The sequence below is a fragment of the Bradyrhizobium sp. P5_C12 genome (assembly GCF_054049735.1).
This window is the reverse complement of record NZ_JBFULU010000006.1, coordinates 231,553-257,694: the sequence shown is the minus strand read 5'-3', so window position 1 is coordinate 257,694 and position 26,142 is coordinate 231,553. Positions and strand designations below refer to the sequence as shown.

Below are 26,142 nucleotides of genomic sequence, written 5' to 3'. Positions count from 1 at the left end.
ACCTCTCCCCGCAAGCGGGGAGAGGTGAAGCAACACCCAACCCGGACCGCCGATGGCCTTTTACGTCGTACAGTTTCTGACCGGTCTCGCCAGCGCAGCGTCGCTGTTCCTGGTGGCGTCGGGCCTGTCGATCATCTTCGGCGTGACGCGGATCGTGAATTTCGCGCACGGTGCCTTCTACATGATCGGCGCCTATATCGCCTTCACGCTGACCGAGCGCCTCTCAGGCGCATTCGGCTTCTGGGGCGCGATTGTCGTGGCAGCACTTGCCGTGGCGCTGATCGGCGTCATCGTCGAGATGGTGCTGCTCCGGCGCATCTACCACGCGCCCGAGCTGTTCCAGCTGCTCGCAACCTTCGGCCTGACGCTGATGGTCGAGGATCTCGTGGTGCTGATCTGGGGACCTGACGATCTCGTCGGCCGCCGCGCCCCAGGATTCAAGGGCGCTGTCGATTTCTTCGGCCAGAACATCCCGAGCTACGACCTGTTCCTGATCGTGCTCGGGCCGGTCGTGCTCGGCGTTCTCTGGCTGCTGTTCCAGCGTACGCGCTGGGGCGTGCTGGTGCGCGCCGCGACGCAGGACCGCGACATGGTCGCAGCGCTCGGCGTCAATCAGAAATGGCTGTTCACCTCTGTGTTTGCGGTCGGGGTCTTCCTCGCCGCACTCGGCGGCGCGCTCCAGATCCCGCGCGACGCCGTGCATCACGCCATGGACCTGCGCATCATCGTCGAGGTCTTCGTCGTCGTCGTGATCGGCGGCCTCGGCAGCATCATCGGCGCCTTCGTGGCGGCGGTGCTGGTGTCCGAGCTCAACGCTTTCGGCATCCTGATCTTCCCGAAAATTTCCATCATCCTGGTCTTCCTGGTGATGGCGGTGGTGCTGATCGTGCGGCCCTGGGGCCTGTTCGGCCGGCCAGAGGCACCCGCCCGCAAGACGCCCGGCCTCACCGTCAATCCCTGGCGGCCGCTGACGTCGAACGAGCGGCTGGCCGCGCTTGCAGTGCTCGTCATCGCGGCGACGCTGCCGCTGTTCGCCGGCAATTATGCGTTGACCGTCGGGTCCGAGATCGCGATCTTCGTGATCTTCGCCGTCAGCCTGCATTTCCTGATGGCGGTTGGCGGGCTCGCGTCGTTCGGCCATGCCGCCTATTTCGGGCTCGGCGCCTATGGCGTCGCCTTCCTCGCCAAGATGGCGGGGCTGCCGATGATCGTGTGCCTGCTGCTCGGACCGCTGCTGGGCTGTCTCGGTGCCGCCGTGTTCGGCTTCTTCGCGGTACAGCTCTCCGGCGTCTATTTCGCCATGCTGACGCTCGCCTTCGCGCAGATCGTCTGGTCGATCGCGTTCCAGTGGGTGAGCGTGACCGGCGGCGACAACGGCATTCTGGGCGTGTGGCCGGAAAAATGGGCGGCGAGCCCGTCGCATTTCTATTGGCTGTCGCTCGGCGTCGCCGCGCTGGTGACGGTCGCGCTGCGCGTCGCAGTGTTCTCTCCATTCGGCTACGGCCTGCGCGCCACGCGCGATTCGGCGCTGCGCAGCGAAGCCATCGGCGTCAACGTCAAACGCATGCAGTGGACGGCGTTCGTGATCGCGGGCACGACCGCTGGCATCGGTGGCGCGCTGTTCGCCTACCTCAAGGGCAGCGTCTTTCCCGACAATCTCGGCATCTCGCTCTCGGTCGATGCGCTGGTCATGGTGCTGCTCGGCGGCGTCGAGACGGTGTCGGGCGCGGTGATCGGCGCGATCGTCTACAAGGCGCTCAACATCTGGCTGGTGAGCCAGACCGATCTTTCAAAGCTCGTGCTCGGCGGCTTCATCGTGCTGATCGTGGTCGTCTTCCCCAAGGGCATCGTCGGCATGCTGGAGATGCTCGCGCAACGGCGCAAGAGCACGTCGCCGCCGGGGTCAACTCTGCTTGCCAAGCCGATCGGGTCTGCCGAATGAGCGTCGCACCCCCACTTCTCGTGGTCGAAGGTCTGACCAAATCCTATGGCGGCATTCATGCCGTGCGCGGCGTCTCGTTCTCGCTGCGCGCCGGCGAGATTCTGGCGCTGATTGGCCCGAACGGCGCGGGCAAGAGCACCTGCTTCGACATGCTCAACGGCCAGAACAAGCCTGATACGGGGCATGTCCGCCTGCTCGGCGAGGACACCACGGGGAAGAAGCCGCGCGAGATCTGGCGGATGGGAGTGGGGCGCACGTTCCAGATCACGGCAACGTTCGCCACCATGACCGTGCGGGAGAACGTGCAGGTCGCGCTGATCTCGCATGGAAAGCAGTTGTTCAATCTCTGGGGCGCGGCGCCGAACTTCGACCGTGGTGAGGCCGGCCGCCTGCTCGAGCTGGTCGGCATGGGCGGCTATGCGGACCGTCCTTGCGGCGAGCTCGCCTATGGCGACCTGAAGCGGCTCGAGCTGGCGGTGGCGCTCGCCAATGAGCCAAAACTGCTGCTGATGGACGAGCCGACCGCCGGCATGGCGCCGCGCGAGCGCGTCGACCTGATGCGTCTGACCGCGCAGATCGCGCGGGAAAAGTCGATCGGCGTGCTCTTCACCGAGCACGACATGGACGTGGTGTTCGAGCATGCCGACCGCATCATCGTGCTCAACCGCGGCACGCTGATTGCCGAGGGCTCGCCGGCCGAGGTGCGCGGCAATCCGCAGGTGCAGGCGGTTTATCTCGGCGAGGGCCTCGTCTACGATTCCCGCCATCGCGAGGGGACATCGGCATGAAGCTCACGGTCGAAGGGCTCAACAGCCATTATGGCCCGGCGCATATCCTGTTCGACATCGGTTTCGAGGTCGGCGAGGGCGAGGTGGTGGCCCTGCTCGGGCGCAACGGCGCCGGCAAGTCGACGACGTTCCGTTCGATCGTCGGCCTCGTGGCGCAGCGCTCGGGCCGCATCGTGTTCGAAGGCAAGGACGTCTCGGTGCGGCCGACGCACGAGATCGTGCGCAGCGGTCTCGGCTACGTGCCGGAAGAGCGCCGCATCTTCACCGACCTGACGGTCGAGGAAAATCTCGAGGTCGGCCGCCAGCCAAAGCGTCCGAACGCGCCATCCTGGACCCGCGAAAAGCTGTTCGCGCTGTTTCCGAATTTGAGCGAGATGCGCAACCGCCCGGGCGGCCGCATGAGCGGCGGCGAGCAGCAGATGCTGACCATCGCACGGACGCTGATGGGCAATCCGTCGCTGGTGCTGCTGGACGAGCCGTCGGAGGGCCTGTCGCCGAAGATCGTGGAGCAGATGGTCGATGCCATCCTGACCATGAAGAAGGAGGGCGTCAGCATCGTCGTCTCCGAACAGAATTTGCATTTTGCGCGGCTGATCTCCGATCGCGCCTATATCATCGAGCGCGGCCGCATCTGTTTCGGCGGCACCATGGCCGAGCTCGATGCGCGCCCGGATATCCGTGATGCGCATCTGTCGTTGTGAAGGGAACCGGTAGTCGATGGCGAGAAGCGTCGCGGTGAAAAAGGGCGTCAAGCAGGCCAAGCCCCCCTATGTGCTCGACGAGCAGGTCGGCTTCATCCTGCGCCAAGTCTGGCAGCGTCACAGCTCAATCTTCGCCCGCGACATCGGCACCAACATCACGCCGACGCAATGGGCGGCGCTGTCGAAACTCGCCGAGACCGGGCCGTGCTCGCAGAACCAGCTCGGGCGGCTCACGGCGATGGACGTCGCGACGATCAAGGGCGTCATCGACCGGCTGACGGCGCGTGGCCTGACCGAGACGAGCCAGGACCCTGAAGATGGTCGCCGGCTGCTGGTGAGCCTGACGCGCGCCGGCCAGCAGCTTGCGGAAAAAGTCGCGCCGAACGCGCTCGCAATCACCCGCGAAACCTTGGCGCCGCTCGAGCCCAGGGAACGCGAGATGCTGATGGCGCTGCTGAACAAGTTGCGGTGACGGGCGACTAACCTCGATGAGGACGTCATCGAGGATTTCCTGAATGAGAGTGGCGACGCGATTTGCGATGGTCGTGAGCGTTGGCGCGGCACTGGCGGCCAATTGCGCCCCGGTCCTGGCGGCGCAGGCCTATGAGGGGTTCTGGGCTTCCACCAAGAGGGATTGCCGCAATGACGACAGTCCCAACCGCATGAGCATCGAGGGCGGCAACCGCCTGTACTGGTACGAGACACGCTGCCGCGCCAGCGAGATCACCGCTGACGGAAAGCAAAGCTGGAAGATGCGGCTCGCCTGCGAAGGTGAGGGGGAGAAGTTTCGCTCCAATCCGCGGATTTCGGTCGCGGCGGATGGCAGGCTGGTGATCGACAACGGGCCGGTCGGGCAGGCCAAGCGGCAATTCTACATGCGTTGTGAAATTCCAAAGCGACGCTGACTGAGGCGATCAGGTTTTTCCCGGCCATTTGGCCCGGTAGCGGATCTCGCTGCCGTCGGGCTGCGCTTGCCACGGCCCGAACTCGTCCGTGTGCGGGGCCTTGGCGGACATTCCGATCGGATAGAGCCGGTTCGGCTGACCTTCAATGTTGACGGCGAGCTGCCGGTGCGAGGTCCGGAACGCGAGTTCGACTTCGCCTGCGATGACTGCTCTGTCGCCATCACGGCGAAGGCGATCGACGCTTGGCTCGCCCGGCATGGTGTTGAGGTCGGTTTGCAGTTCGATGGCGATGTTGCGTGCCGACGCCGGCATTGTCGCTCCGGCGGGGAGGCGAACCTCGAACACAAGAAGCGGGGTGGCGGCGTTCGGGTTAAGCCAGGGCGTGGCCGTTGATACAGCGTAGAAATAGTAGGCGGTGCCGGTGGCGACGCAGAGAAGGACGACGACGCCGAGCGCCTTCAGACTGTTGCGCGCGAGGCTGCCGGTGTTGCCGTCCCTGCCGGAACGCATCGCCAGTTTGGTCGCCAGCACGAGACCGGCGATCGCACCGGCCGGAGCGAATACAAACAGTGCCAACAGGCCCGATGTGATCGGATCCGCGCGATTGTCGAAACCGACGAGCTCAAGCAGCAGGAGCGTGGCGACGAAGCCTGCCACCGCACCGGCCACTCCGGCGGCAATCCGCGACGAACTCCTCATGTCTCCCTCGATGGTCCAGCAATGAACTGCCGCCGCCGAGGGCTGCCTGCATTAGACGCAACAGGCCTGCGACTTGTTCAATGCGTTCGAGAGGCCATACGGAGCGGCGAACCGCTCCGTCACTTCGCCACCACCTCCGGCACCTTGCCCGCGGGCGGCGTGTTGCGGCTGCGCTGGGTGCGCACGATGCCGTCGATGATGGTCATGCCGATGCCGGGGAGGTCGCCGAGCTGGACGCTCTCCAGAATGGTCTTGCCGGGCGAATGCTGCGCCTTGTCCATGATGACGAAATCGGCGGAGCGGCCGACCTCGATCAGGCCGCAATCGAGCTGCCGCATCCGCGCGGTGTTGCCGGTGGCGAGACAAAAGGCGAGCTCGGCCGGCAAATCGCCGAGCGATGACAGCATCGAGACCATGCGCAGGATGCCAAGCGGCTGCACGCCGGAGCCGGCGGGCGCATCGGTGCCGAGGATGACGCGATGCAGGTCGCCCATCTCGCGCGCGATGCGCAGAGTGAACAGGGCCGAGCGTTCGTTGCCGTTGTGAACGATCTCGAGCCCGCGCTTGCAGCCCTCGCAGATGCAGCGGATCTGGTCGTCGGGCAGCGCGGTGTGGCCGCCGTTGATGTGGCCGACCACGTCGGTGTCGGCCTCCAGCACCACGTCCTTGTCGATCAGGCCGGAGCCGGGGATCGAGGGGCCGCCGGTGTGGATCGTGCTCTGGATGCCGTATTTGCGGGCCCAGCCGACCATCTTTCGCGCGGTGGGGCCGTCCTTGACGCCGCCGAGGCCGACCTCGCCGAGCAGTTTGACGCCGGCCGCGGCCAATTCCTTGAAATCCTCCTCGACCATCTCGCATTCGATCACGGGCGCACCGGCATGAACCTTCACGCCGCCCGGACGCAGATTCCAGAATGCGCGCTGGGCGAAGATGGCCATCGCCTTCAGGCCGACGACGTCGCGCGGGCGGCCGGGCATGTGAACCTCACCGGCGGAAATCATCGTGGTGACGCCGCCATGCAGGTTGCTGTCGATCCAGCCGATCTGGTTCTGGCGCGGCGTCCAGTCGCCCGCCACTGGGTGGACGTGGCTGTCGATCAGGCCCGGCGCGACGGTGGTGCCGTTGGCCTCGACGATGGTGGTCGCGCCTTCGGTGTCGAGATCCTTGAAGCGGCCGATCGCGGTGATCTTGCCGTTCTCGGCGACGATGGTGTCGCCATCCAGGATCGGCTTTTCCAGGGCGCCGGACAGGATCAGGCCGATATTGCGGATCACGAGCTTCGAAGGTCCGGTGGCCTGGGGTGCGTCATGCGCCATGGAAGGGGTCCTTGTCCTTAACTGCAACGCTTTCGATCTTGGGCAGCCTTGACCGCGGGATCAAGCCGGATTATTCATTAGTATACGAATGATCGTATACAAACGACGCATAGCTGACATTCGCCCCGGAACCGCAAGGCAGCGACAGGGAAGGTGAGATGAGCAATTTCAACCAGGAAAGCGTTTTGAGCGTCCACCACTGGACCGACACGCTGTTCAGCTTCAAGACCACCCGCAGCCCGACCTTCCGCTTCCGCAACGGCGAATTCACCATGATCGGGCTCAAGGTCGGCGAGAAGCCGCTGCTGCGGGCCTACAGCGTTGCCAGCGCCAATTACGAGGACACGCTGGAGTTCTTCTCGATCAAGGTGCCGGACGGCCCGCTGACCTCGCGGCTCCAGCACCTGAAGGAAGGCGACGAGATCATCGTCAGCCGCAAGGCCACGGGCACGCTGGTGATCGACAATCTCGAAGAGGGCCGCAACCTCTATCTGATCGGCACCGGCACGGGCCTCGCGCCGTTCCTGAGCGTGATCAAGGACCCCGAGACCTATGAGCGCTTCGAGAAGGTGGTGCTGCTGCATGGCTGCCGTCACGTCAAGGAGCTCGCTTATGGCGAGATGATCACCGAGACGCTGCCGAAGGACGAACTGCTCGGCGAGTACATCCAGAACCAGCTGATCTACTATCCGACCGTGACCCGCGATCCCTTCCGCAACCGCGGCCGCATCACCGACCTCATCACCTCGGGCAAGCTGTTTGCCGACATCGGCCTGCCGGTGCTGGAAGCGGCCCATGATCGCGTCATGATCTGCGGCAGCCCGGCGCTGGTCGCGGACACGCGCGTGCTGCTCGGCGAACGCGGCTTTGTCGAGGGCAATCACGGCGAGCCGGCCCAGTTCGTGGTCGAAAAGGCCTTTGCCGAGCGCTAGAGCCCGTTCCGCTGAAGCGGAACAGGCTCTAGAGTCTTATTCTGACGCGTTTTCTTTACGCGAACCGGTACCCACTTCGCTCGAAAACGCTATGGGTCCAGAATTCTTGCGCAAGAAGACCGCATTTTCGCCCTCGCACGGGCGTTGCGGGGCCGATTCTGCGCACGATACACTGTGGGAGCGAATCAGCGGAGTTCCCACATGGTTGCGGACAGCGACAGCAACATCGCCTGGCACCGGGTCCAGTTGAAGAAGAACCGCGCCGAGTTGAAGGCGCTCGAGACCGCGCGCTTCACGATGGGCGAGATCGCCTCATCGAAGCGCGCCGGCCAGACCCAGAAGACGATCGCGGAACTGAAGCGCAAGATCGCGCAGTCCGAGCGCACCATCGCCGATCACGACAAGCGTACCCGTAGGCCGCTCGGCACCGACCTGCAGAGCCTCAGCAATGGCAGTTGGAGCCATTGGGACGCCTATACCAGCCAGCAGCAGCGCAAGACCGGCCACCGCCCGCCGGAACGCGGATAGGCGATCTTCTCTTCTCCGCGGTTCCGGCTCTTGCGCGTCGCCTCGCGCACACCATCTGGTTGAGGCGCCACCAACCATTCCGGTGATCCCATGCCACCGCGCCTCGATTTCACCAGCGAGGCCTTCTTCCGCGATCCGCCCAAGGCGATCGCGGCGCTGCGCGCGTCCGGCCCCGTGGTCGCGACGCGTTTTCCCCTGGTCGGCGACGTCTGGATCACAACCACGCACGATGCCACCGCGCAGGTGCTGAAGGACGGCGCGACATTCACGCTGCGCAAGGAGGGCGGCGAGGTCGCCGGCCTGCGCTGGTGGATGCCCAAACTCGTCACCACCATCGCCAACAACATGCTGACCATGGACGAGCCGGACCACACCCGGCTGCGCAGCATCGTGGACGAGGCCTTTCGCCGCCGTGCGATCGTCGCGATGGAGCCGCGCATCCGCGCCATCGCCGTCGATCTTGCCGATGACCTGTTCGCGAAGGGAAGTCCCGCCGATCTCGTCCAGGCCTACGCCCGCATCCTGCCGCTGTCGGTGATCTCCGAGCTGCTGGGGCTGCCTGTGGCCGACCGCGCTCGCTTCATCGCCTGGGCCAACAAGATGTCGTCGCTGACGAATGTCGTCAGCTTCTTCCGGCTGCTGTTCGCATTCCGCAAGATGCGAGCCTATCTCGGAGAGCAGTTGCAGCTTGCACGGCTGCACGGCGGCGAGGGCCTGATCGCCGAGCTGGTCCAGGTCGAGCGCGAGGGCGGCCAGATCACGCCGGACGAAATGGTGTCGATGGTGTTTCTGCTGCTGGCGGCCGGCTCCGAGACCACCACGCATCTGATCAGCGGCTCGGTCTACGAGCTGCTCAGGAATCCCGGCCTTCGCGACTGGCTGGAGGAGGATTGGAGCCGCATCTCGCTCGCCGTCGAGGAATTTTTGCGATTCGTCTCGCCGGTGCAGTTCTCCAAGCCGCGCTATGTGCGGCGTGACGTTGAGCTCGATGGCGTGCGCCTGAAGAAGGGCGACCGTGTCATGGTCATGCTCGCCGCGGCGAACATGGATCCGGCGGTGCATGACCAGCCTGTGCGGCTCGATCTCGAACGCAAGCCGAACCGCCACCTGTCGTTCGGAACGGGAATTCATTTCTGCCTCGGCCATCAGCTCGCGCGCATCGAGGCGGCCTGCGCGCTGGAAGCGCTGTTCGTGCGATGGCCGAAGCTCGGCCTCGCCGTCGATCCCGAGGACATTCACTGGCGCAAGCGGCCGGGTCTCCGTGCGATCGCGAAGCTGCCGGTCGTCGCAGCGGACCGTCAGCCGGCCGATTTCCGCGATCCTACGATGTCGCGTTCCCAGCCGAACACCGAGCGGCCGTCGAGTTCGGGCGATGCGGCCCGCTCGCCTGCGATGTAGGCCTCGACCGATGGCCCCTGCGCGGTGCGTTCCAGGCGCCGGGCCTGATCGTCGAGGCGCCTGATCGCCTGCATCTCCTCGTCGCGTCCGAGCTTCGCGTTCTGGATCGCGCCCTTCAGCACGCGGATGGTCTCGTCATAGACCTTGATCGGGACGGGGAAGGGATGCCGGTCCTTGCCGCCATGGGCGAGCGAGAAGCGCGCCGGATCGTTGAAGCGATAGGGGGCGCCATGCACGACTTCGGCGACCATCGCGAGCGAGCGCACGGTGCGCGCGCCGACCCCAGGCGTCAGCAGCAGCTCAGGGAAGTCGACCGGGCCGCGTTCGGCGGCCGCGGCCAGCGTGCCGTGCAGGCGGCGGGCGAACACGTCCTTCGGCCGCACGTCGTGATGGGCGGGCATGATCAGATGGGGCAACATCGCCTGGGCGGGCTCTGTCCCGTTCAGCCGCTCGAATTCGGCGATGATGCGGTCCGGGCCGAGGTCGGACAGCAGCTCCAGCTGCGCGGTGCGCGAGACACAGGCGCGATGATCGGTGAGATTGACGATCTCGCCCTGCTCGGGGCCGTCGATCGCACTATGCGGCGCATCGACAAAGCTCTTCAGCGCCTCGGAATGCCAGTGATAGCGGCGGGCCTGGCGCTTGTCGCCGTTCATGCCCTGCTGCACCACCGTCCATTTGGCATCGGCGGTGACGAAGAAGCCGTGCAGGTAAAGATCAAAACCATCCTGCACCGCTGCGCTGTCGACCTTTGCCACCAGGCGGCTGGCGCGGGTGAGTTTCGCGCCGTCGAAACCGACGCGGTCGCCGAGCTGCATCAATTCATCCGGCGTCTTGCGCGAATGCTGGCCGCGGCCGCCGCAGACATAGATGCCGAGCTCATCCTGGAGCGGGCCGAGACCGCGCTTCAGCGCACCGATCACCGATGTCGTGATGCCCGAGGAGTGCCAGTCCATCCCCATCACGGCGCCGAACGACTGGAACCAGAACGGGTGCGACAGCCGCTGGAGAAACGCATCGCGCCCGTAATGATGCACGATGGCCTCAGTCACGATCGCGCCGAGCGAAGCCATGCGGGTCGCGAGCCAAGGCGGAACCCGGCCGGTGTGCAGGGGAAGGTCGGCGCTGCCGGTTCGTCTGGTCATGATTGCCCAGAAATAGCGCAGTTCGGCGACGGTTGCACGTGAGGAATGCTGCGTTGCACTGAACGAGGGGAGCGAAGACGCCGGAAAGGCGTTGAGCGCAGACTCGATCGCAATGGCGGGGACACCGATGAATCTGCAGATCGTCACGGCCGAGATCGACAAGATGCTCGGCTGGATACCTTCGTGGTTCGTTGGTCTCAGCCTGATCGCCGGCGCGATCCTGCTTGCGCTGCTCGTCTATCGGGTCGGCGTCTGGCTCCTGACGCGGGCGTTTGGAATTCGGCTTCCGCTCCTCGAGGTGTTCATCGAACGCACCGCCGGGCCGGCCCAGCTTGCGCTATGCCTTGCCGGCGTCGCATTGGTGCTTCCGCTGGCGCCGCTCGATGACACGATTCGTACGCCGCTGATGCGCCTGTTCGTGGTCGCCTTCATCGCGCTGATCGGGTGGATATCGATCCGGATCGTGGACATGAGCGCGGCGCGCTATCTCCAGAACTTTCGCGATGTCACCGAGAATTTCGTCGCGCGCAAGCACGTCACCCAGGTGCGCGTGTTCAAGCGTGTGACCGACACCATCATCGTGATCATCACGGTGTCGACCGCGCTGATGACGTTCGATTCGGTGAAGCAATACGGCGTCAGCCTGTTTGCCTCCGCCGGTGCCGCCGGCATCATCGTCGGTCTTGCCGCCCGGCCGCTGCTCAGCAATCTGATCGCGGGCCTGCAGATCGCGATCACCCAGCCGATCCGGATCGAGGACGCCGTGATCATCGAGAACGAATGGGGCTGGGTCGAGGACATCGCCTCGACCTATGTCGTGATCCGGCTGTGGGACTGGCGGCGCATGGTGGTGCCGCTGTCCTATTTCATCGAAAAGCCGTTCCAGAACTGGACCCGCGACACCGCATCCCTGATCGGCGTGATCGCGCTCCATGTCGACTACCGCGCCGACGTACCGCGCATCCGGCGCTGGCTGGCGGAGGCGGTGAAGGATTCGAGCCTCTGGGATGGCGCGGTGGTCAATCTCCAGGTCATCGACGCGGATTCACGCACCATCGAGCTTCGCGCGCTGGTCAGTGCGCGCAACGCGCCGCAATCCTGGGACCTGCGCTGCGAGATGCGGGAGAAGCTGATCGCCTTCATCCGCGATGAGATGCCGGAAGCCCTGCCGCGCGAACGCGCGATCCTGATTCCGTCGGGAGGCGGCGACGATACCGAATTCCTGCGGCAGCCCGCTGCGCCGGAGAAGATGCGGTCGAACGCGCGCAATTGAACGGGCGGCCTCCTATTGAGCCCTCGCGGCGCCGCGCAAGCCCGCCTGCTGCTGGATCGTGTCCAGCGCGCCGGAGGACTGCTCCTCTGCCACAAAGCTATTGAGCAACGGGAGTGCGCTCTCGCGTCCCTTCGGGATGGCGATGGCCAGGTGCTCTGCGCCCCAATTGCCGTCGAGGAGCTTCGCGCCTGGCATCTGGTCGGACATCTCGAACAATGTCGGCTTGTTGGTGGCGTAGAGATCGATCTCGCCACGGCCGAACATCGCGATCGCGACCTTGACGCTTTCGGCGGGAACGACGGTCGCGGTCTTGAATTTTGTCGGCAGGGTCCGCTCGGACGTCGAGCCCTTGGTGACGCCGATCTTCACGCCGGGGCGGTCGATGTCCTCGACCGCCTTAATCGGCGAATTCGCCGGGACGAGATAGCCAAGCTCGATTGCCAGCACGGTCTGGCTGAAGCTGACCTCATTGGCGCGGGCCGGCGTGGCGTTGGTCACGGTGAAATCGACCTGGCCGTCGTGGATCGCGGCGACGATGTCGGCGACGCGCTGGAACCTGACATAGTCGACGTTCACGCCAAGTCGCTTCGCCAGCTCGCCGCCAAGATCGTAGGCGAGGCCGTGCGGCTGGCCGGCCGCGTCCGAGACCATCGAGGTCGGACTGCCCGGATAGATGCCGACGCGCAGGCTGCCGCTCGGCGCCAGCAGTCTTGCTTCGCCGTCGGCGTGCGCGGGTGCACCGAGCAAGCTGATGACTGCGGCGGCGAGCAGGGGGGTGCGCGCAAGGCGCCTAGGATGAGGAAGGGTCTTCATGTGAAGAGCCGCCTCATTGCGCGCGGATGTCGGCGGCCTTCAGCACCGGCTCCCATTTGGTTGCCTCGGCGTGCATGTAGGCCTCGAAGTCCTTGGCGGAGGAGCCGACGGGAGCCGCGCCGATCTTGCCGAGTGTCGACAGCACGTTCGGGTCCTGCAACGCCGCCTTCAAATCGGTTTCGAGCTTCGCCACGATCTCCGCCGGCATCTTGGCGGGACCGAGCACACCCCACCAGACCGAGACGTCGTAGCCGGGCACGCCGGACTCCGCGACGGTCGGGACATTCGGCAGCGCCTTGGAGCGCTCGGCGGAAGTGACCGCGAGCGCGCGCACCGGACCGCCTTCGAGCTGGCCGATCGCCTCGGCAAGTGGATTGACGCTGAGCGGGATCTCGCCGGCGATGACGGCGGTCAGCGCCGGTGCGCCGCCCTTGTAGGGGATCGCGACGATCTTGGTGCCCGACATGTATTTCAAGAGCTCGCCGGCAAGATGCGCCGAGGTGCCGTTGCCGGACATGCCATAGGAGAGTTTGTCCGGCTCTTTCTTTGCAGCCGCCAGGAGATCGCCGAGCGTCTTGTAGGGGCTGTCCTTGGCAACCACGATCGCAAGCGGCGACGACGCGACTTCGGTGATCGCGGTGAAATCCTTGAACGTGTCATAGGGCACGCTCGGATAGATGAACTGGTTGAGCGGATGGCCGCTGGCGACCAGGATCAGCGTATAGCCGTCGGGCGCGGCCTGCGTCAGCGCCTGCGAGGCGACGATGCCGCCGGCGCCGGGCCGGTTGTCGATCACGGGTTGCTGGCCCCAGGTCTTAGCCAGCGCCTGACCCAGCGTCCGCGCGAGCACGTCGACCGCGCCGCCGGCCGCATAGGGCACGAGGATGTGGACCGGCTTGCTCGGATAGTTGTCGGCCGGCGCGGCGGTGCTCGCCAGCAGCAGACCGGCACCCAGCAGCAAGCCGCCGATCTTCTTGTTCAAACCCAGCATAGTCCAGCACTCCTAGAGGGCGTTCGCGTCCTGCGGCGGTCTTTCGAACCGTCCCGGACCCCGCCCATGGTTTTTGTTGACGAGACCTGATCTTTTGTACGATAGTACAAATCACATGGTACGCAAGCCCACCAGCAAGGAAACGGCCCGTAAGCCGAACATGCGCGAGGCGATCCTCGCCGCGGCCGAGGAGCTGTTCGCCACCAACGGCTTCAACGCCGTATCCGTGCGCGATATCGCGCAGGCCGCCGGCGCCAATCCCGGCAGCGTCACCTATCATTTCAAGACCAAGGACGGCCTGCTGCTGGAGATCTACCGGCGCCATTGCGGGCCGATGAATCTTCGCCGCTCGGAGTTGCTCGCCGCCGCCAAGCGCGTGCGCGATCTCCAGGATCGGCTGGAAGCGATCGTGCGGGCCTATGTGGTGCCGGCCTTCACCTCGGGCAGCGATCTCGCCGGCGGCGGGGCGCGCTTCACGCGGCTGCGTGCCGTGATGTCCGCCGAGGGCAATGAGGTCGCGCGAAAAATCATCGCGCAGACCTTTGACGACACCAGCCACGCCTTCATCGACGCGATCCACGACAGCCTGCCGCACATTCCGCGCACCGACATCGTCTGGCGCAGCCATTTCCTGCTCGGCGCACTTTATTACTCGCTGGTGACGCCGGACCGCGTCTCGCGCCTGTCGCGCGGCGAGGCCGATGGCAGCGATGGAGCCAGTGCCATCGAGCAGCTGGTGCAGGCGACCGTCGCCGCGTTCCAGGCGCCGGCGCTGGATCAGGCCGCGCCCGCGCGGCGGCGGCCGGCCGTCAGCAGCAAGACTTGAAAGAAACCGTCGAGGGGTGGCGCGGTCTCGCGTTTCCGCTCGCAAACGGACCACGTGACTGGGTGTTGAGGAAATGAACAGGCGGGAGTGCTTGCATCTTTTGACCGGATTGGCCGGAGCCGCGTGGGTGGCCGACGTGCATGCGCAGGCGGTGGAGCCGAAGGCGATCCCGACGATCACGCCGCCGGATCCAAATCCCAAGACGCCGTCGTTCAAGCTGCCGCCGAAGTCCTGCGACAGCCATACCCACATCTTCGGGCCGGCGTCCCGCTATCCGTTCTCTTCGAGCCGGCCCTACAACACGGCTGACGCGCCGCTGGAGGCGTTCCGCAGCGTTCACGAAAAGATCGGCGTCGAGCGTTGCGTGATCGTCAATGCCACCGTGCACGGCACCGACAATCGCGTCGTCACCGACGCCATTGCGCAGAGCGAGGGTGCCTACAAGGGCATCGCCAATGTCAATGATGAGATGTCCGAGAAGGAACTGGCTGCGCTCGACAAGGGTGGCATCTGCGGCTGCCGCTTCGCCTTCCTCAAGCGCCTCGGCGGGGTCGGCGACATGACCAAGTTCCAGCGCATCGTTCACCGCGTCGCCGAGCTCGGCTGGCACATCGACGTCTATTTCGAGCCGGGCACGATCGCCGAATTCGCGCCCATCCTGAGCGCGCTGCCGACGCGCTATGTGATCGATCACATGGGCACGGTCCAGGCGGGGAAGGGGCTCGACGATCCCGGCTTCACCGCCTTGCTCGATCTCCAGAAGAACGACGAGAAGTGCTGGGTCAAGATCACCGGCCTCGAGCGCGCCTCCGCTGCCGGAAAGCCATTCCACGACGCGGTGCCGTTCGCGAAGGCGCTGATCGACAATGCGCCCGATCGTGTCATCTGGGGCACCGACTGGCCGCATCCCAACGTCAAGATCATGCCGAACGACGGCGAGATCGTCGACCAGATCCCTCTCTACGCGGCAGATAGCGCGGTCCGGCAGAAGCTGCTGGTCGACAATCCGGCACGCCTGTTCAAGTTCACCTGATGACGATGATGTACACGCCCACCATTCCGCCGCCCGACCCGAACACGCGCACGCCGAAATTCAAGCTGCCGAAGCTGTCCTGCGACGCGCATTGCCACATCTTCGGGCCCGGGGCGAAATATCCCTATGCGCCTGATCGTTCCTACACGCCGCCGGATGCGCCGCTGGAGGAGTTTCGGGCGCTGCACGCCAAGCTCGGCGTGGAGCGCGCGGTCATCGTCAATGCCAGCGTGCACGGCACCGACAACACGGTGGCGCTCGATGCCATCGCGCAGAGCAACGGCGCCTACCGCGCGGTCGCCAATATCGATGACAGCATCACCGAGCGCGGGCTTCATGTGCTGCACGAGGGCGGTTTCCGCGGCTGCCGCTTCAATTTCGTCCGCCATCTCGGCGGCGTTCCCGACAAACGCGTGTTCGACCGCATCGTCGCGATGGTCGCGCCGCTCGGCTGGCACATCGATCTGCATTTCGATGCGATCGACCTGCCCGAATATGCCGACATGCTGACAAAGCTGCCGCTGAGCTACACCATCGACCACATGGGGCGGGTGAAGGCCTCCGAGGGGCTCGACCAGCTGCCGTTCAGGATTTTGATCGAGCTGATGCAGCGTGATGAAAAATGCTGGGTCAAGATCTGCGGCTCCGAACGCGTCTCCTCGGCAGGCCCGCCCTTCACCGACGCGGTGCCGTTCGCGCGCAAAATCGTCGAGACCGCGGTCGACCGTGTCATCTGGGGCACGGACTGGCCGCACCCCAACGTCAAGGTGATGCCGAACGACGGCGACCTCGTCGACCTGATCCCGCTGTTCGCGCCGGAGGTGGAATTCCAGCAGAAAATCCTCGTCAGCAATCCGGCACGCCTGTTCGAGTTCGACGAATGACGGCGCTGACGATCGACAAGCCGCGCGGGCGGGCCTGGTGGAAGGAGCTCTGGATCCAGGTGCTCATCGCCATGGCGGCCGGCATCGCGCTTGGGATCGTCAATCCCGAGGCGGGTGCCAAGATGCAGCCGCTCGGCGACGCCTTCATCAAGGCGATCCGGATGCTGATCGCGCCGATCATCTTCTGCACCGTCGTGCACGGCATCGCGCATATGGCCGACATGGCACGGGTGGGGCGCGTCGCCATCAAGGCCATCGTCTATTTCGAGATCATGACCACGATCGCGCTGGTGATCGGTCTCATCGCGATCAATGTGCTGAAACCCGGCGTCGGCATGAACGTCGATCCCGCCAGCATCAATGCCAGCGCGATCGAGCCCTACGTCAAGCAGACCGGCGCCATCGGCTTTGTGCCGTTCCTGATGAACATTGTGCCCGCGACGTTCATCGGTGCCTTCGCCGAGGGCAACATCCTCCAGGTTCTGTTCATCTCGGTGCTGTGCGGCTTCGCGCTGGTGCAGCTCGGCGAGCGCGCGGCGCCGCTGGTCAATTTGATCGACATCGCTGCCAAGATGGTGTTTGCGATTGTCGGCTTCGTGATGTGGGCGGCTCCGATCGGCGCCTTCGGCGCCATCGCGTTTACGGTCGGCAAGTTCGGCGTCGGCTCGCTGGCTTCACTGGGTAAGCTGTTGGGCGGCTTTTACCTCACCTGCGTGATCTTCATCATCGTGGCGCTCGGTCCGGTGGCGCGGCTCTGCGGCTTCTCGCTGTTCAAGCTGATCCGCTACATCTGGGAAGAGCTGCTGATCTGCATCGCCACGACGTCGTCCGAGACGGTGCTGCCGCGGATGCTGACCAAGCTGGAGAAGGCGGGCTGCGAGAAGAGCGTCGTCGGGCTGGTGATCCCGACCGGCTACTCCTTCAACCTCGACGGCACCTGCCTGTACCTTGCCGCAGCCTCGGTGTTCCTGGCGCAGGCGACCAACACGCCGTTCGGGCTCGCCGAGCAGATCGAGCTGCTTTTGATCCTGCTCGTGACCTCCAAGGGCGCGGCGGGGATCGCGGGCGCCGCCTTCGTCGTGCTGGCGGCGACGCTGTCGGCCACGGGCAGCATTCCGGTGACGAGCGTCGCGCTGGTGCTCGGCATCCATCGCCTGATGTCACAGGGGCTGACGCCGACCAATCTGATCGGGAACGCGGTGGCGACGATTGCGATTGCCAAATGGGAAGGCGCGCTCGACGGCGAGCGCCTGCGGCGTGTGCTCGACGGCGAGGAACCCGCCGTCGCGGCCTGATGAATTGGCTGCCTGCATAAAGCAGGGAGCCTATGATGCTTACGAATGAGAGAGGGGGAGTCCGTCCCATGAAAACAGGTCTCGTGATCACCGCCCATCCGGGCGATTTTGTCTGGCGCGCCGGCGGCGCCATCGCGCTGCATGCGAAGAAGGGCTATCGCATGAAGATCGTCTGCATGTCCTTCGGCGAGCGCGGCGAGAGCCAGTTCGCCTGGAAGGAGAAGGGCGCGACGCTGGAATCGGTCAAGGCCGGCCGCAAGGACGAGGCGGAGCGGGCGGCCAAGCTTCTGGGCGCCGAGATCGAGTTCTTCGATTGCGGCGATTATCCGCTGAAGCTCACCGAGGCGCATTTCGACCGCATGGTCGACATATACCGCGAGCTCAATCCGAGCTTCGTGCTGACGCACGCGCTGGAAGATCCCTATAATTTCGACCATCCGAATGCCGCGCATTTCGCGCAGGAGACCCGTGTGGTCGCCCAGGCGATGGGCCACAAGCCCGGCGCGCAGTACAAATATTCGGCGCCGCCGGTGTTCCTGTTCGAGCCGCACCAGCCGGAGCAGTGCAATTACAAGCCGGACCTGCTCCTCAAGATCGACGAGGTCTGGAAGGAGAAGTACGAGGCGTTCCAGATCCTCGCCGCACAGAAGCATCTGTGGGGTTATTACGAGCGCGTCGCGCTCAATCGCGGCATCCAGGGCAGCCGCAACACCGGCGTGCCCATGACGTATGGCGAGGCCTATCAGCGCCTGTTCCCGACGGTTGCGGAGGAACTGGCATGAAGCCGGTCGTCGTTCGCAACATCAAGCGAGCCGATCCCGCCGGGATGGCCGAGTACGGCGTCTCGACCGTGCACGAGGCCTATGGCCGCATCGGCTTGATGAAGCCGTATTTGCGACCGGTCTGGCCGGGCGCGGCGATCGCAGGGCCCGCGGTGACCGTGCTGGCGCAGCCTGGCGACAACTGGATGATCCATGTCGCGGTCGAGCAGTGCAGGAAGGGCGACATTCTCGTCGTCGGCTGCACCACAGACAATACCGACGGCATGTTCGGCGAACTGCTCGCGACCTCGCTCCAGGCACGCGGCGTGCAGGGGTTGATCATCGATGCCGGATGCCGCGACGTCAAAGCGCTGCACGAGATGAAGTTTCCAGTGTGGTCGCGCGCGGTCTCGGCCAAGGGCACGGTCAAGGCGACGCTCGGCTCGGTCAACATTCCGGTGGTCTGTGCCGGCGTCAACGTCGATCCCGGCGACATCATCGTGGCCGATGACGATGGCGTGGTGGTGGTGCCGAAGCGTTATGCCGCCGAAGTCGCCGAGAAAGCGAAGAAGCGCAACGCCGATGAAGGCGGCAAGCGCAAGCGGCTTGGCTCGGGCGAGCTCGGTCTCGACATGTACAGCATGCGCGAGGCCTTAGCGAAGGCCGGCCTCGTCTATGTCGACAATCCCGAGGACGTCTGAGCGAGACAAGAGAAGCGGAGCGGGCGGATGGATCGTCTCAAGCTGAAGGCCGTGCTCGGCAGTCATCCCCATGTCCAGGCGGTGAAGAGCGGCGAGCTCCGCTCCGATCGCTTCGACCTCGATTTCATCGAGTACACGCCGACCAACACCGCATTCAAGCCGATGGTGCGTGAGCAGGCTTTTGACGTCTGCGAGATGGCGATCGTCACCTATCTGATGGCAAAGGCGCACGGCAAGCCGCTGGTGCTGCTGCCGGCGACCATGCTCGGCCGCTTCCAGCATTCCTACGCGCTGTACAATCCCGCGCATGGAACGCTCGGGCCGTCCGATCTCGAAGGCAAGCGCGTCGGCATCCGCTCCTTCACGACGACGACGGGCGCGTGGATCAGGGGTATCCTCGCCAACGACTACGGCGTCGATCTTAACAGCATCCGCTGGGTCACGTTCGAGGATCCGCACGTCGCCGAATATGTCGACACCACCGAGCGGGCACCGAAGGACAAGAAGATCTTGCAGATGCTGCTCGACGGTGAGCTCGACGCCGTCCTCGGCGAGGCGTCGAACGATCCCAAGCTCAAGCCGTTGTTCTCCGATCCGGCCGCGGAGGCGGCGACATGGTACGCCCGGCGCGGCGTCGTGCCCGTCAATCATCTCGTGGTCGTGACCGAAAAGCTCGCGAAGTCGCATCCCGACGTCGTTGCGGGCGTCTATGATCTGCTCAAGCGGAACAAGGTGCAGGTGGGGCCTGCGGTGACGCCGGACCCTGTCCCGTTCGGGGTCGACGCGAACAGGAAATCGTTGGAGCTGATCGTCGACTACGCATTCCAGCAGGCGTTGATTCCGCGTCGCTATGCGGTCGAGGAGCTCTTTGACGAGACGACACGAGGACTGAACTGATGTCGGACCCCAGGCGATGGCAGATAGGACTGGTCGGCTATGGCGAGGTCGGCAGGATTTTGGCCGAGGATCTGCGCCAGCAGGACATCAGGGTCGCGGCCTATGACACCAAGCTTGGCGGCGAGCAGGGCGCCGCTCTGAAAGAGCATGCTGCGAAGTGCGGCGTGGCGCTGGCGGCGTCTCATGCCGAGCTGACCGCGAAATCCGATTTCATCATCTCCGCCGTCACCGCCAGCCAGGCCGTGCCGGTGGCAAAGGCTTGCGCGGGTGCGATCAACCAGGGCACCTGGTTCCTCGATTTCAATTCGGCCTCGCCCGGCGCCAAGCGGCGCGCGGCTGCGCTGATCGACGGCGCTGCCGGACGCTATGTCGAGGGTGCGGTGATGACCTCGGTGCCGCCCTATCGCATCAAGGTGCCGCTGCTGCTCGGTGGTCCCGGCGCAAGGGAGCTCGAGCCGCTTCTGAATGCGATCGGTTTCGCGGCCAGGGTTGCCAGCGACAAGCTCGGTGTTTCATCTGCGGTGAAGATGTGCCGCAGCATCATGATCAAGGGCCTCGAGGCCATGGTCATCGAAAGCTTCACCACCGCGCGTGCCTATGGCGTCGAGGACGCGGTGCTGGCCTCGCTGGCGGAGACGTTCCCCGCGATCGACTGGGAGAAGCAGGGCGCGTATTTCTTCCAGCGCGTGATCGAGCACGGCCGCCGCCGTGCCGAGGAGGTGCGCGAGGTCGCCGAGACCGTGCGCGAGGCGGGGCTGACGCCGTGGTCGGCGCAGGGCACTGCCGAACGGCAGGCCTGGATGGCCGACCTCGCCGATGAAGGTTTGTTCGGCGCGAAGGGGACGAAGGAGTTCGCGCGCAGCGCCGATTGGCGCACCGAGGCGGATCGTATCCTGGCGAAGGTCAGGCGTTGATGTCGAGCGCGGGCGCTCAGCTCAGGGCTGGGCCGCCGTCGCGATAGGTCGAGATTTCGTCGCGCGCGAGCTCGATCAGGTCGATCAGGCTCTTGGCTTCGCGCACGACTTGCTCCTTGGCGCGCTCGGTGCGGAATTCGGTGAGGATCGCTCGAATGCACTTGTCGGCGGTATCGAGCGTCAACAGCGCGCGGGACATGTCGTTCTGGGTCTGGATTGCCGACATATCGAGGCCCGACAGGACTTCGCCGATGCCATTCAGTCGCTTGACAGCCGCCTCGGCAGGCGTGCTGGCCCGAATGGAACGGTAATCGATGCTGCTGAATGCGCTGAACATGTCCATACTCCCCACAGAACGCAGACGTCAGTGCAGGCCTTAGTATGATCCGTGTGGCCCGTAGCGCAATGCGCGCAGCTACGGTCAGGGATTCTACCGGATTCGGGGAGTGGGGAAGGTCAGCGGTATCATCGAACAGAATAGGTCGGATGATTAGCCGCGCTTCCCGATAATCTTACCGTTGGATGCGACGAGCCTGCCCTCCTTGTACACGGAGCGCCCTTGCGGCACCCCGACAACGGCCTCGGGAATATGTTCCGCATTCAGCGCCACGAAATCGGCCTTGGCGCCGACGCGCAGGCCGTAGCCTTCGAGCCGGAGCGCCTTGGCGCCGGCTTCGGTTACGACATCGAACGCAACGCGCAGCTCTTCATCGATGTTAAACCCCGAACGATAGCCAAGCGTCGTCGCCCGGCGCAGCATGTCGCCGTCGCCATAGGGCCACCAGGAATCGCGGATGTTGTCGTTGCCGCTGAAGACGGTCACGCCGGCGTTGCGCAGAGCTAGGATGGGCGGAAAGGGACGGGCGCCCGGTGCGTTCGTCATGATGGCGACGCCGGAGCGGGCGAGAACATCGGCGATCTTCTTGAGGTAATCTGGCGAGATGTCGCCGAGCCCGTACGCGTGACTGACTGCGACGCGTCCCTCCATGCCGAGCGCGCGCGTGCGCGCCGCGATCTGCTCGATCTCGAAGGCGCCGAGTGTGCCCATGTCGTGCAGATGGATGTCGACATCGACGCCGTGCCTATTGGCGACGCCGAACACGACGTCGAGATGCCTTTCGACGTCGCGATCGAAGCTCGCGGGATCGAGCCCGCCGACGAGGTTGGCGCCAAGGCGGATGGCCTCGTCGAGCAGCTGCGGCGTGCCCGGGCTCGACAAGATTCCGCTCTGGGGAAAGGCGACGAGCTGGATGTCGATCAGGCCCTTGTACTCCTCGCGCACGCGCAGGATCGTCTCGAGCGATTTCAGGCCGACCGAGCCGTCCACCATGACATGGCTGCGCATCTGCGTGGTGCCGTGGCCGATGCAGAGATCGAGCTGGTTGCGCGCGCGCACATCCATCGGCGCGGCCTCGGCCATGTTCTGGGCCTGGAAGGCCACGCGCTCATGCACATCGAATCCGTCAGTACATGGCTTGTGCGGCCGCCAGGCATCGCCATAGAAGCTGGTGTCGAGATGGATGTGGCCCTCGACGAAGCCGGGGACGACGAGGGCATCCTTGAGATCGATCGTCTCGGCACCGGCGGGTGGCTGGTCAACGGACGTGATCGCGGAGATACGGCCATCCCTGACCGCGATGTGATGCCGCGCTCCGCTGTCGAAACGCGCATTCAGAAAGATTGCTTCGAAGGCCATCCAGTTCCTCCGTTGATCGATTGCGCCGATAGTCGCGTAAGTGATGGCCGCAGCGCAATACGTGCGAAGATCGGGCGAGCCGGTTAGCGCCGGGGTTTGAACAGCGTGGGCCGCGATCGCTCGAACGTCTGCCGGCCGCTCTTGAAGCCCATCGCGACATCCGGCAGCTCGGCGATCGCGAAGCGGCTGTCCTGGGTGTCGAGCACGATGAGATCGGCGGGCTTTCCGACCTCGATCCCGTAGTCCTTCAGGTTCATCAGCCGCGCCGGCAGCTCGGTCACAAGGTCAAGGCAGGTGTCGAAATCGCTGACGGAAGCGTGCGCGACGTTGGCATAAAAGTTCGCCATCCGCAGCAGCGACGCATCGCCGAACGGCGTGAAGGGATTGAGCACGTTGTTGGTGGCGACCGAGCACAGCACGCCGCCATCAACGAGCTTGTGGGCGAGCGTCAGCCCGCGCGGCGCGTTGTGGGTGGCTTCGCGGCCCATCAGATAGAGGTCGGTCGCGGGCAGCACGGTGACGGCGACGCCGGCTTTTGCCAGTTGCGCGGTGGCCGCTTTCAGCGGCTCCGGCGGCAGCGCCGAGAGTTTCGTGGCATGGCCGATCGCCACGCGCCCCTGGTACTTGCGCCGCTCGGTCTGCCGGCAGACTTCGTCGAGATGCCACCAGGAGGGGTCGAGATCGAAGTCGAGATGGAGATCGACGTCGACGTCGAATTCCTCGGCGAGATCGAAGATGCGTGCGAGATGCGCGTTCGGGTCGGTGTCCATATAGGGGCAGCCGCCGATCGCCTCGCCGCCGTCGCGCAGCGCCTGGACCAGGAGCTGGTCGCTGCCGGGATCGTTGGTCAGGCCTTCCTGCGGAAAGACGCAGAGCGACAGATCGATCGCCCAGGCATAGTCGCGCTTGAGCGCCTTCACCGCCTCGAAGCCGCGCAGGCCAATGCGCGGATCGATCTCGACATGCGTGCGCATGCGCGTCGTGCCGTGCACGATTGCCCGCTCCAGCACGCGAGCGCCGCGCGCGTAAACGTCCTCGATCGTAAAATCCTTCTTCATCCCGGCCACGGCGCGGATCGCTTCCGAGACGCTGCTATGATTGTGTCCGCAGCGTCCGAGCAGGCACGCCTTGTCGAGATGGATGTGGGTGTCGACGAAGCCGGGCAGGGCCAGCCGGCCGCCGACGTCGATCTCGACGGCGTCGCAGGTGAGCCCAGGTCCGATCGCGGCGATCCGTCCGCCCTTCACGCCGATATCGACGGGCGCGGCGGATGAACGCAACAGGGCGTTGCGGAAGATCAGGTCGAAGGCGGTTTGACTGGTCATGGCGTCGGATTCGAGTGTGTTAGCCTAGCGGAAGCTGCGGGAGCGGGCAGCTCCAGATTGTGTGCAGTTTTGGCACTGAATTGTTCAAAAAATATGCATGCAGTTTGAGGCAGGAATTGTAGAATGCGGGCGCTCCCGGAGAACCCGCCATGTCCGCCCCCGCAAAAGCCGAAGCCCGCCCGATGACCGATGCCGAGATCGTGGAGGCCTATCTCACGGCCTCGATGATACCCGATCCCGATGCCGCTGCGGCCTACATGAAGCCGGGGACGGTGATCACGTTCACCGGCGGGCGCGAGTTCGATCATCCGCGCGGGCCGACCGGCTTCAACGCAAAACGCTATCGCTGGGTCAAGAAGAAGATGGATCGCTTCGACGTCTGCCCGGGCGCGGACGAGACCGTCGTCTACAGCGTCGGCACGCTCTATGGCGAGTGGATCGACGGCACGCCGTTCGAGGGCAACCGCTATGTCGACCGCTTCGTCGTCAGGAGCGGGCAGATCGTTAAGATGGACGTCTGGAACGACAGCGCCGAGCGAATCCTGGTCCAGCGCGGGATCGAAGCCTAACCTCTTCGTGCCACCTTCGGCAGCTTGACGACGCGATTGCCCGCCACCTCGTCGGCATAGGGCGCGAGAATATCGAGCAGGTCGCGGCCGCGCTGCGGGGCAGGGGCCACCAGCGCGCGATTGGCCACGGAATCCAGGTGATGGTGCATCAATTCCATCACCTTGGCCTCGTCCCCCTTGGCGAGCGCGACGATGATGGCGCGATGCTCGTTGATGGCGCATTCGGTCGAATGCGGCCGGCTGTAGAGCGACAGCGTCAGGCAGCAGCGATAGGCAACCTCGCTGACATAGCGCACCAGGATCGGGCTGTTCGTCATGTGCGCGAGCAGGATGTGGAATTCGGTGGCGAGCCGGATCGAGACCGCGTCCGAACCGTCGCGCGCGCGGTCCTCGGCATCGACATGGGCGTTCAGCTCCGCGATCTGGCTCTTGCTCAGCTTGCCCGCGAGCTGGCGGACCACGAGCCGTTCGAGCTCGATGCGAATGTCGAAGGCGTCGCGCGCCTCCTGCCAGCTCGGCGTCGCCACCACTGCGATCCGGTTGCGGCGGAGCTCGACCAGGCCTTCGGCGGCCAGTTGTCCCAGCGCGTGGCGGGCGATGGTACGGCTGACGCCGAAACGCTCGCCGAGCGAATCCTCCGGCAGCTTGGCGCCGGGCTCCAGCGCCTGCTCGATGATCGCGCGCCGGAGCGCACGGCAGATGACGCTGACCTTGTCTGACGATTCGGAAGTCTTGCTGGTGGCGCGCGCCGACATCGGCGAATCCTTGGGGTGGATGGTCGCTCCTCTTTAGCATGGAGGTGTCGCAATCCAGCGCTCGAATTGCATGCAGTTTGGTGCCCCGATTGCCTAAAACGAGCCCGGCCGCCTGGCGCGCCAATAGGCTAGGTCATTGATTTGGCGTGGGGCGAAGGCTGGCACTCAGCTTGCATGCACTTTCGCTGTGATGCGCATGCAACCCAACGCTCAATTTGACGGCCAGCCCGTTCCCGAGGAGGCCGGCGCGACAGCGATCGAGCTGTCCGAGGCGTCCGTGACCTTCGGGCGCGGCGACCGCGCCGTGCCTGCTCTGTCCAGGACCACGCTCAAGATCGCCGACGGCGAGTTTGTCGCACTGGTCGGCCCATCCGGATGCGGCAAATCGACCATTTTGCGTCTCGTCAGCGGCCTGGTGCAGCCGACCAGCGGCGTCGTCATCGTCGGCGGCCGCGAGGTCGCGGCGCGGGCGTTGCGGGTCGGCATGGCCTTCCAGAACCCGACCATGCTGCCGTGGATGACGATCGAGCGGAATATCATGCTGCCGCTGAAGATCGTCGAGCCGTTCCGCTCGAACTTCCGCAAGCTGCGCAAGACCGCGTTCCGCGACAAGGCCAACGCGCTGCTGGAGCAGGTCGGCCTCAAGGGCTTTGGCAGTCGTTATCCCTGGCAGCTCTCCGGCGGCATGCTCCAGCGCGCCAACCTTTGCCGTGCGCTGATTCATGAGCCGCGCCTGCTGCTGCTGGATGAGCCGTTCGGCGCGCTCGACCAGTTCACCCGCGAGGAGCTGTGGTCGATCCTCCAGAATCTCTGGATGACGCATAAGCCGACGGTGCTGCTCGTCACCCACGATTTGCGCGAGGCCGGCTTCCTTGCGAGCCGCATCTGCGTGATGAGCGCGCGGCCCGGCCGCATCCTCGACGACAGCCGCGTCGAATTCGTCCGCCCGCGCACCGTCGCCATGACGTTCGAGCCGGATTTCGTCGCGCTGAACCAGAAGCTGCGCGCCTTCATCGAGGATGCGCGCACCGCCGCCCAGGAAGGGACAGCCTGAA

General features: G+C 65.1%; 28 protein-coding genes. 19 read left to right on the top strand and 9 right to left on the bottom strand.

The genetic code is table 11. The features are described from left to right. Positions 1-52 precede the first annotated feature (52 nt). The 5 genes from ACXJMY_RS08220 to ACXJMY_RS08200 are packed head-to-tail and all read left to right on the top strand — an operon-like array spanning position 53 to position 4,336. A complete protein-coding gene (locus ACXJMY_RS08220) occupies positions 53-1,942 on the top strand; it encodes an ABC transporter permease (protein WP_456618806.1) in 1,890 nt (629 codons plus the stop codon). Then, positions 1,939-2,730, top strand: coding sequence for an ABC transporter ATP-binding protein (locus tag ACXJMY_RS08215; protein WP_456618805.1), 792 nt, complete (start codon positions 1,939-1,941; stop codon positions 2,728-2,730). Before ACXJMY_RS08220 ends, ACXJMY_RS08215 begins: the two co-directional genes overlap by 4 nt. Further along, positions 2,727-3,431 (top strand): ABC transporter ATP-binding protein, encoded by a 705-nt coding sequence (locus ACXJMY_RS08210; protein ID WP_456618804.1) that lies wholly within the window; start codon positions 2,727-2,729, stop codon positions 3,429-3,431. Before ACXJMY_RS08215 ends, ACXJMY_RS08210 begins: the two co-directional genes overlap by 4 nt. A gap of 16 nt (positions 3,432-3,447) precedes the next feature. Beyond that, a complete protein-coding gene (locus tag ACXJMY_RS08205) occupies positions 3,448-3,903 on the top strand; it encodes a MarR family winged helix-turn-helix transcriptional regulator (protein WP_456618803.1) in 456 nt (151 codons plus the stop codon). A gap of 43 nt (positions 3,904-3,946) precedes the next feature. Beyond that, a complete protein-coding gene (locus tag ACXJMY_RS08200) occupies positions 3,947-4,336 on the top strand; it encodes a hypothetical protein (RefSeq protein WP_456618802.1) in 390 nt (129 codons plus the stop codon). 9 nt (positions 4,337-4,345) lie between these two features. Here ACXJMY_RS08200 and ACXJMY_RS08195 read toward each other — a convergent pair whose 3' ends face one another. Further along, the gene (locus ACXJMY_RS08195; protein ID WP_456618801.1) at positions 4,346-5,035 is read right to left on the bottom strand and encodes a hypothetical protein; all 690 of its coding nucleotides are present in this window, start codon (positions 5,033-5,035) and stop codon (positions 4,346-4,348) included. Between the two features lie 119 nt (positions 5,036-5,154). Beyond that, positions 5,155-6,351, bottom strand: coding sequence for an amidohydrolase family protein (locus ACXJMY_RS08190; RefSeq protein WP_456618800.1), 1,197 nt, complete (start codon positions 6,349-6,351; stop codon positions 5,155-5,157). A gap of 158 nt (positions 6,352-6,509) precedes the next feature. Between ACXJMY_RS08190 and ACXJMY_RS08185 the strand changes: the two genes are divergently transcribed. From ACXJMY_RS08185 to ACXJMY_RS08175, 3 genes are all read left to right on the top strand, one after another. Continuing rightward, complete coding sequence (locus ACXJMY_RS08185; RefSeq protein ID WP_456618799.1) at positions 6,510-7,283, top strand: ferredoxin--NADP reductase; 774 nt, start codon at positions 6,510-6,512, stop codon at positions 7,281-7,283. A gap of 201 nt (positions 7,284-7,484) precedes the next feature. Further along, the gene (locus ACXJMY_RS08180; protein ID WP_456618798.1) at positions 7,485-7,811 is read left to right on the top strand and encodes a hypothetical protein; all 327 of its coding nucleotides are present in this window, start codon (positions 7,485-7,487) and stop codon (positions 7,809-7,811) included. A 90-nt stretch (positions 7,812-7,901) separates the two neighbouring features. Next, positions 7,902-9,209 (top strand): cytochrome P450, encoded by a 1,308-nt coding sequence (locus tag ACXJMY_RS08175; RefSeq protein ID WP_456618797.1) that lies wholly within the window; start codon positions 7,902-7,904, stop codon positions 9,207-9,209. Here ACXJMY_RS08175 and ACXJMY_RS08170 read toward each other — a convergent pair. After that, positions 9,110-10,354, bottom strand: a complete 1,245-nt coding sequence (locus tag ACXJMY_RS08170) for a DUF763 domain-containing protein (RefSeq protein WP_456618796.1) — start codon at positions 10,352-10,354, stop codon at positions 9,110-9,112. The two genes, ACXJMY_RS08175 and ACXJMY_RS08170, sit on opposite strands and share 100 nt — an antisense overlap. Positions 10,355-10,481: 127 nt before the next feature. On the opposite strand from ACXJMY_RS08170, the gene ACXJMY_RS08165 reads away from it, so the two are divergent. Continuing rightward, the gene (locus tag ACXJMY_RS08165; RefSeq protein ID WP_456618795.1) at positions 10,482-11,627 is read left to right on the top strand and encodes a mechanosensitive ion channel family protein; all 1,146 of its coding nucleotides are present in this window, start codon (positions 10,482-10,484) and stop codon (positions 11,625-11,627) included. A gap of 12 nt (positions 11,628-11,639) precedes the next feature. Here the strand turns inward: ACXJMY_RS08165 and ACXJMY_RS08160 are convergent, their stop codons facing one another. Both ACXJMY_RS08160 and ACXJMY_RS08155 read right to left on the bottom strand, forming a co-directional pair. Beyond that, entirely contained in the window at positions 11,640-12,440 is an 801-nt protein-coding gene (locus ACXJMY_RS08160) for an ABC transporter substrate-binding protein (RefSeq protein ID WP_456618794.1), read from the bottom strand. 13 nt (positions 12,441-12,453) lie between these two features. After that, positions 12,454-13,431: a tripartite tricarboxylate transporter substrate binding protein gene (locus ACXJMY_RS08155; protein WP_456618793.1), complete on the bottom strand. Its 978-nt coding sequence runs from the start codon at positions 13,429-13,431 to the stop codon at positions 12,454-12,456. A gap of 115 nt (positions 13,432-13,546) precedes the next feature. On the opposite strand from ACXJMY_RS08155, the gene ACXJMY_RS08150 reads away from it, so the two are divergent. The 8 genes from ACXJMY_RS08150 (at position 13,547) to ACXJMY_RS08115 (ending at position 20,742) form a co-directional block, all read left to right on the top strand. Continuing rightward, the gene (locus ACXJMY_RS08150) at positions 13,547-14,257 is read left to right on the top strand and encodes a TetR/AcrR family transcriptional regulator (protein ID WP_456618792.1); all 711 of its coding nucleotides are present in this window, start codon (positions 13,547-13,549) and stop codon (positions 14,255-14,257) included. Between the two features lie 73 nt (positions 14,258-14,330). Then, a complete protein-coding gene (locus ACXJMY_RS08145; RefSeq protein ID WP_456618791.1) occupies positions 14,331-15,290 on the top strand; it encodes an amidohydrolase family protein in 960 nt (319 codons plus the stop codon). After that, positions 15,290-16,174, top strand: coding sequence for an amidohydrolase family protein (locus tag ACXJMY_RS08140; RefSeq protein WP_456618790.1), 885 nt, complete (start codon positions 15,290-15,292; stop codon positions 16,172-16,174). Before ACXJMY_RS08145 ends, ACXJMY_RS08140 begins: the two co-directional genes overlap by 1 nt. Further along, the gene (gene dctA, locus ACXJMY_RS08135) at positions 16,171-17,469 is read left to right on the top strand and encodes a C4-dicarboxylate transporter DctA (protein WP_456618789.1); all 1,299 of its coding nucleotides are present in this window, start codon (positions 16,171-16,173) and stop codon (positions 17,467-17,469) included. The genes ACXJMY_RS08140 and dctA overlap by 4 nt, the downstream gene beginning before the upstream one ends. Before the next feature lie 68 nt (positions 17,470-17,537). Beyond that, entirely contained in the window at positions 17,538-18,251 is a 714-nt protein-coding gene (locus tag ACXJMY_RS08130; RefSeq protein ID WP_027517331.1) for a PIG-L deacetylase family protein, read from the top strand. Further along, a complete protein-coding gene (locus tag ACXJMY_RS08125; RefSeq protein ID WP_456618788.1) occupies positions 18,248-18,931 on the top strand; it encodes a 4-carboxy-4-hydroxy-2-oxoadipate aldolase/oxaloacetate decarboxylase in 684 nt (227 codons plus the stop codon). The genes ACXJMY_RS08130 and ACXJMY_RS08125 overlap by 4 nt, the downstream gene beginning before the upstream one ends. A gap of 27 nt (positions 18,932-18,958) precedes the next feature. Then, the gene (locus ACXJMY_RS08120; RefSeq protein ID WP_456618787.1) at positions 18,959-19,828 is read left to right on the top strand and encodes a hypothetical protein; all 870 of its coding nucleotides are present in this window, start codon (positions 18,959-18,961) and stop codon (positions 19,826-19,828) included. Then, the gene (locus ACXJMY_RS08115; protein ID WP_456618816.1) at positions 19,825-20,742 is read left to right on the top strand and encodes a DUF1932 domain-containing protein; all 918 of its coding nucleotides are present in this window, start codon (positions 19,825-19,827) and stop codon (positions 20,740-20,742) included. The genes ACXJMY_RS08120 and ACXJMY_RS08115 overlap by 4 nt, the downstream gene beginning before the upstream one ends. Positions 20,743-20,758: 16 nt before the next feature. On the opposite strand, the gene ACXJMY_RS08110 is transcribed toward ACXJMY_RS08115, so the two are convergent. The 3 genes from ACXJMY_RS08110 to ACXJMY_RS08100 form a co-directional block, all read right to left on the bottom strand. Beyond that, positions 20,759-21,079: a hypothetical protein gene (locus ACXJMY_RS08110; protein WP_456618786.1), complete on the bottom strand. Its 321-nt coding sequence runs from the start codon at positions 21,077-21,079 to the stop codon at positions 20,759-20,761. A 153-nt stretch (positions 21,080-21,232) separates the two neighbouring features. Continuing rightward, positions 21,233-22,438, bottom strand: coding sequence for an amidohydrolase family protein (locus ACXJMY_RS08105; RefSeq protein ID WP_456618785.1), 1,206 nt, complete (start codon positions 22,436-22,438; stop codon positions 21,233-21,235). An 83-nt stretch (positions 22,439-22,521) separates the two neighbouring features. Beyond that, positions 22,522-23,763, bottom strand: a complete 1,242-nt coding sequence (locus ACXJMY_RS08100) for an amidohydrolase family protein (RefSeq protein ID WP_456618784.1) — start codon at positions 23,761-23,763, stop codon at positions 22,522-22,524. Positions 23,764-23,912: 149 nt separating this feature from the next. Here ACXJMY_RS08100 and ACXJMY_RS08095 point away from each other — a divergent pair, with 149 nt between their 5' ends. Beyond that, positions 23,913-24,332 carry a nuclear transport factor 2 family protein gene (locus ACXJMY_RS08095; protein WP_456618783.1) on the top strand — a complete coding sequence of 140 codons (420 nt, stop codon included), beginning with the start codon at positions 23,913-23,915 and terminating at the stop codon, positions 24,330-24,332. Here the strand turns inward: ACXJMY_RS08095 and ACXJMY_RS08090 are convergent. Then, positions 24,329-25,087, bottom strand: coding sequence for a GntR family transcriptional regulator (locus ACXJMY_RS08090; protein ID WP_456618782.1), 759 nt, complete (start codon positions 25,085-25,087; stop codon positions 24,329-24,331). The genes ACXJMY_RS08095 and ACXJMY_RS08090 overlap by 4 nt on opposite strands. 196 nt (positions 25,088-25,283) lie before the next feature. Between ACXJMY_RS08090 and ACXJMY_RS08085 the strand changes: the two genes are divergently transcribed. Continuing rightward, a complete protein-coding gene (locus ACXJMY_RS08085) occupies positions 25,284-26,141 on the top strand; it encodes an ABC transporter ATP-binding protein (RefSeq protein ID WP_456618781.1) in 858 nt (285 codons plus the stop codon). The last annotated feature ends 1 nt before the right edge of the window (position 26,142 follow it).

Excerpts from the sequence above, each read along its gene's own strand:
- ACXJMY_RS08220 (WP_456618806.1), top strand. The coding sequence starts at position 53 with ATGGCCTTTTACGTCGTACAGTTTCTGACCGGTCTCGCCAGCGCAGCG.
- ACXJMY_RS08215 (WP_456618805.1), top strand. The coding sequence starts at position 1,939 with ATGAGCGTCGCACCCCCACTTCTCGTGGTCGAAGGTCTGACCAAATCC.
- ACXJMY_RS08210 (WP_456618804.1), top strand. The coding sequence starts at position 2,727 with ATGAAGCTCACGGTCGAAGGGCTCAACAGCCATTATGGCCCGGCGCAT.
- ACXJMY_RS08205 (WP_456618803.1), top strand. The coding sequence starts at position 3,448 with ATGGCGAGAAGCGTCGCGGTGAAAAAGGGCGTCAAGCAGGCCAAGCCC.
- ACXJMY_RS08200 (WP_456618802.1), top strand. The coding sequence starts at position 3,947 with ATGAGAGTGGCGACGCGATTTGCGATGGTCGTGAGCGTTGGCGCGGCA.
- ACXJMY_RS08195 (WP_456618801.1), bottom strand. The coding sequence starts at position 5,035 with ATGAGGAGTTCGTCGCGGATTGCCGCCGGAGTGGCCGGTGCGGTGGCA.
- ACXJMY_RS08190 (WP_456618800.1), bottom strand. The coding sequence starts at position 6,351 with ATGGCGCATGACGCACCCCAGGCCACCGGACCTTCGAAGCTCGTGATC.
- ACXJMY_RS08185 (WP_456618799.1), top strand. The coding sequence starts at position 6,510 with ATGAGCAATTTCAACCAGGAAAGCGTTTTGAGCGTCCACCACTGGACC.
- ACXJMY_RS08180 (WP_456618798.1), top strand. The coding sequence starts at position 7,485 with ATGGTTGCGGACAGCGACAGCAACATCGCCTGGCACCGGGTCCAGTTG.
- ACXJMY_RS08175 (WP_456618797.1), top strand. The coding sequence starts at position 7,902 with ATGCCACCGCGCCTCGATTTCACCAGCGAGGCCTTCTTCCGCGATCCG.
- ACXJMY_RS08170 (WP_456618796.1), bottom strand. The coding sequence starts at position 10,354 with ATGACCAGACGAACCGGCAGCGCCGACCTTCCCCTGCACACCGGCCGG.
- ACXJMY_RS08165 (WP_456618795.1), top strand. The coding sequence starts at position 10,482 with ATGAATCTGCAGATCGTCACGGCCGAGATCGACAAGATGCTCGGCTGG.
- ACXJMY_RS08160 (WP_456618794.1), bottom strand. The coding sequence starts at position 12,440 with ATGAAGACCCTTCCTCATCCTAGGCGCCTTGCGCGCACCCCCCTGCTC.
- ACXJMY_RS08155 (WP_456618793.1), bottom strand. The coding sequence starts at position 13,431 with ATGCTGGGTTTGAACAAGAAGATCGGCGGCTTGCTGCTGGGTGCCGGT.
- ACXJMY_RS08150 (WP_456618792.1), top strand. The coding sequence starts at position 13,547 with ATGGTACGCAAGCCCACCAGCAAGGAAACGGCCCGTAAGCCGAACATG.
- ACXJMY_RS08145 (WP_456618791.1), top strand. The coding sequence starts at position 14,331 with ATGAACAGGCGGGAGTGCTTGCATCTTTTGACCGGATTGGCCGGAGCC.
- ACXJMY_RS08140 (WP_456618790.1), top strand. The coding sequence starts at position 15,290 with ATGACGATGATGTACACGCCCACCATTCCGCCGCCCGACCCGAACACG.
- dctA (WP_456618789.1), top strand. The coding sequence starts at position 16,171 with ATGACGGCGCTGACGATCGACAAGCCGCGCGGGCGGGCCTGGTGGAAG.
- ACXJMY_RS08130 (WP_027517331.1), top strand. The coding sequence starts at position 17,538 with ATGAAAACAGGTCTCGTGATCACCGCCCATCCGGGCGATTTTGTCTGG.
- ACXJMY_RS08125 (WP_456618788.1), top strand. The coding sequence starts at position 18,248 with ATGAAGCCGGTCGTCGTTCGCAACATCAAGCGAGCCGATCCCGCCGGG.
- ACXJMY_RS08120 (WP_456618787.1), top strand. The coding sequence starts at position 18,959 with ATGGATCGTCTCAAGCTGAAGGCCGTGCTCGGCAGTCATCCCCATGTC.
- ACXJMY_RS08110 (WP_456618786.1), bottom strand. The coding sequence starts at position 21,079 with ATGTTCAGCGCATTCAGCAGCATCGATTACCGTTCCATTCGGGCCAGC.
- ACXJMY_RS08105 (WP_456618785.1), bottom strand. The coding sequence starts at position 22,438 with ATGGCCTTCGAAGCAATCTTTCTGAATGCGCGTTTCGACAGCGGAGCG.
- ACXJMY_RS08100 (WP_456618784.1), bottom strand. The coding sequence starts at position 23,763 with ATGACCAGTCAAACCGCCTTCGACCTGATCTTCCGCAACGCCCTGTTG.
- ACXJMY_RS08095 (WP_456618783.1), top strand. The coding sequence starts at position 23,913 with ATGTCCGCCCCCGCAAAAGCCGAAGCCCGCCCGATGACCGATGCCGAG.
- ACXJMY_RS08090 (WP_456618782.1), bottom strand. The coding sequence starts at position 25,087 with ATGTCGGCGCGCGCCACCAGCAAGACTTCCGAATCGTCAGACAAGGTC.
- ACXJMY_RS08085 (WP_456618781.1), top strand. The coding sequence starts at position 25,284 with ATGCAACCCAACGCTCAATTTGACGGCCAGCCCGTTCCCGAGGAGGCC.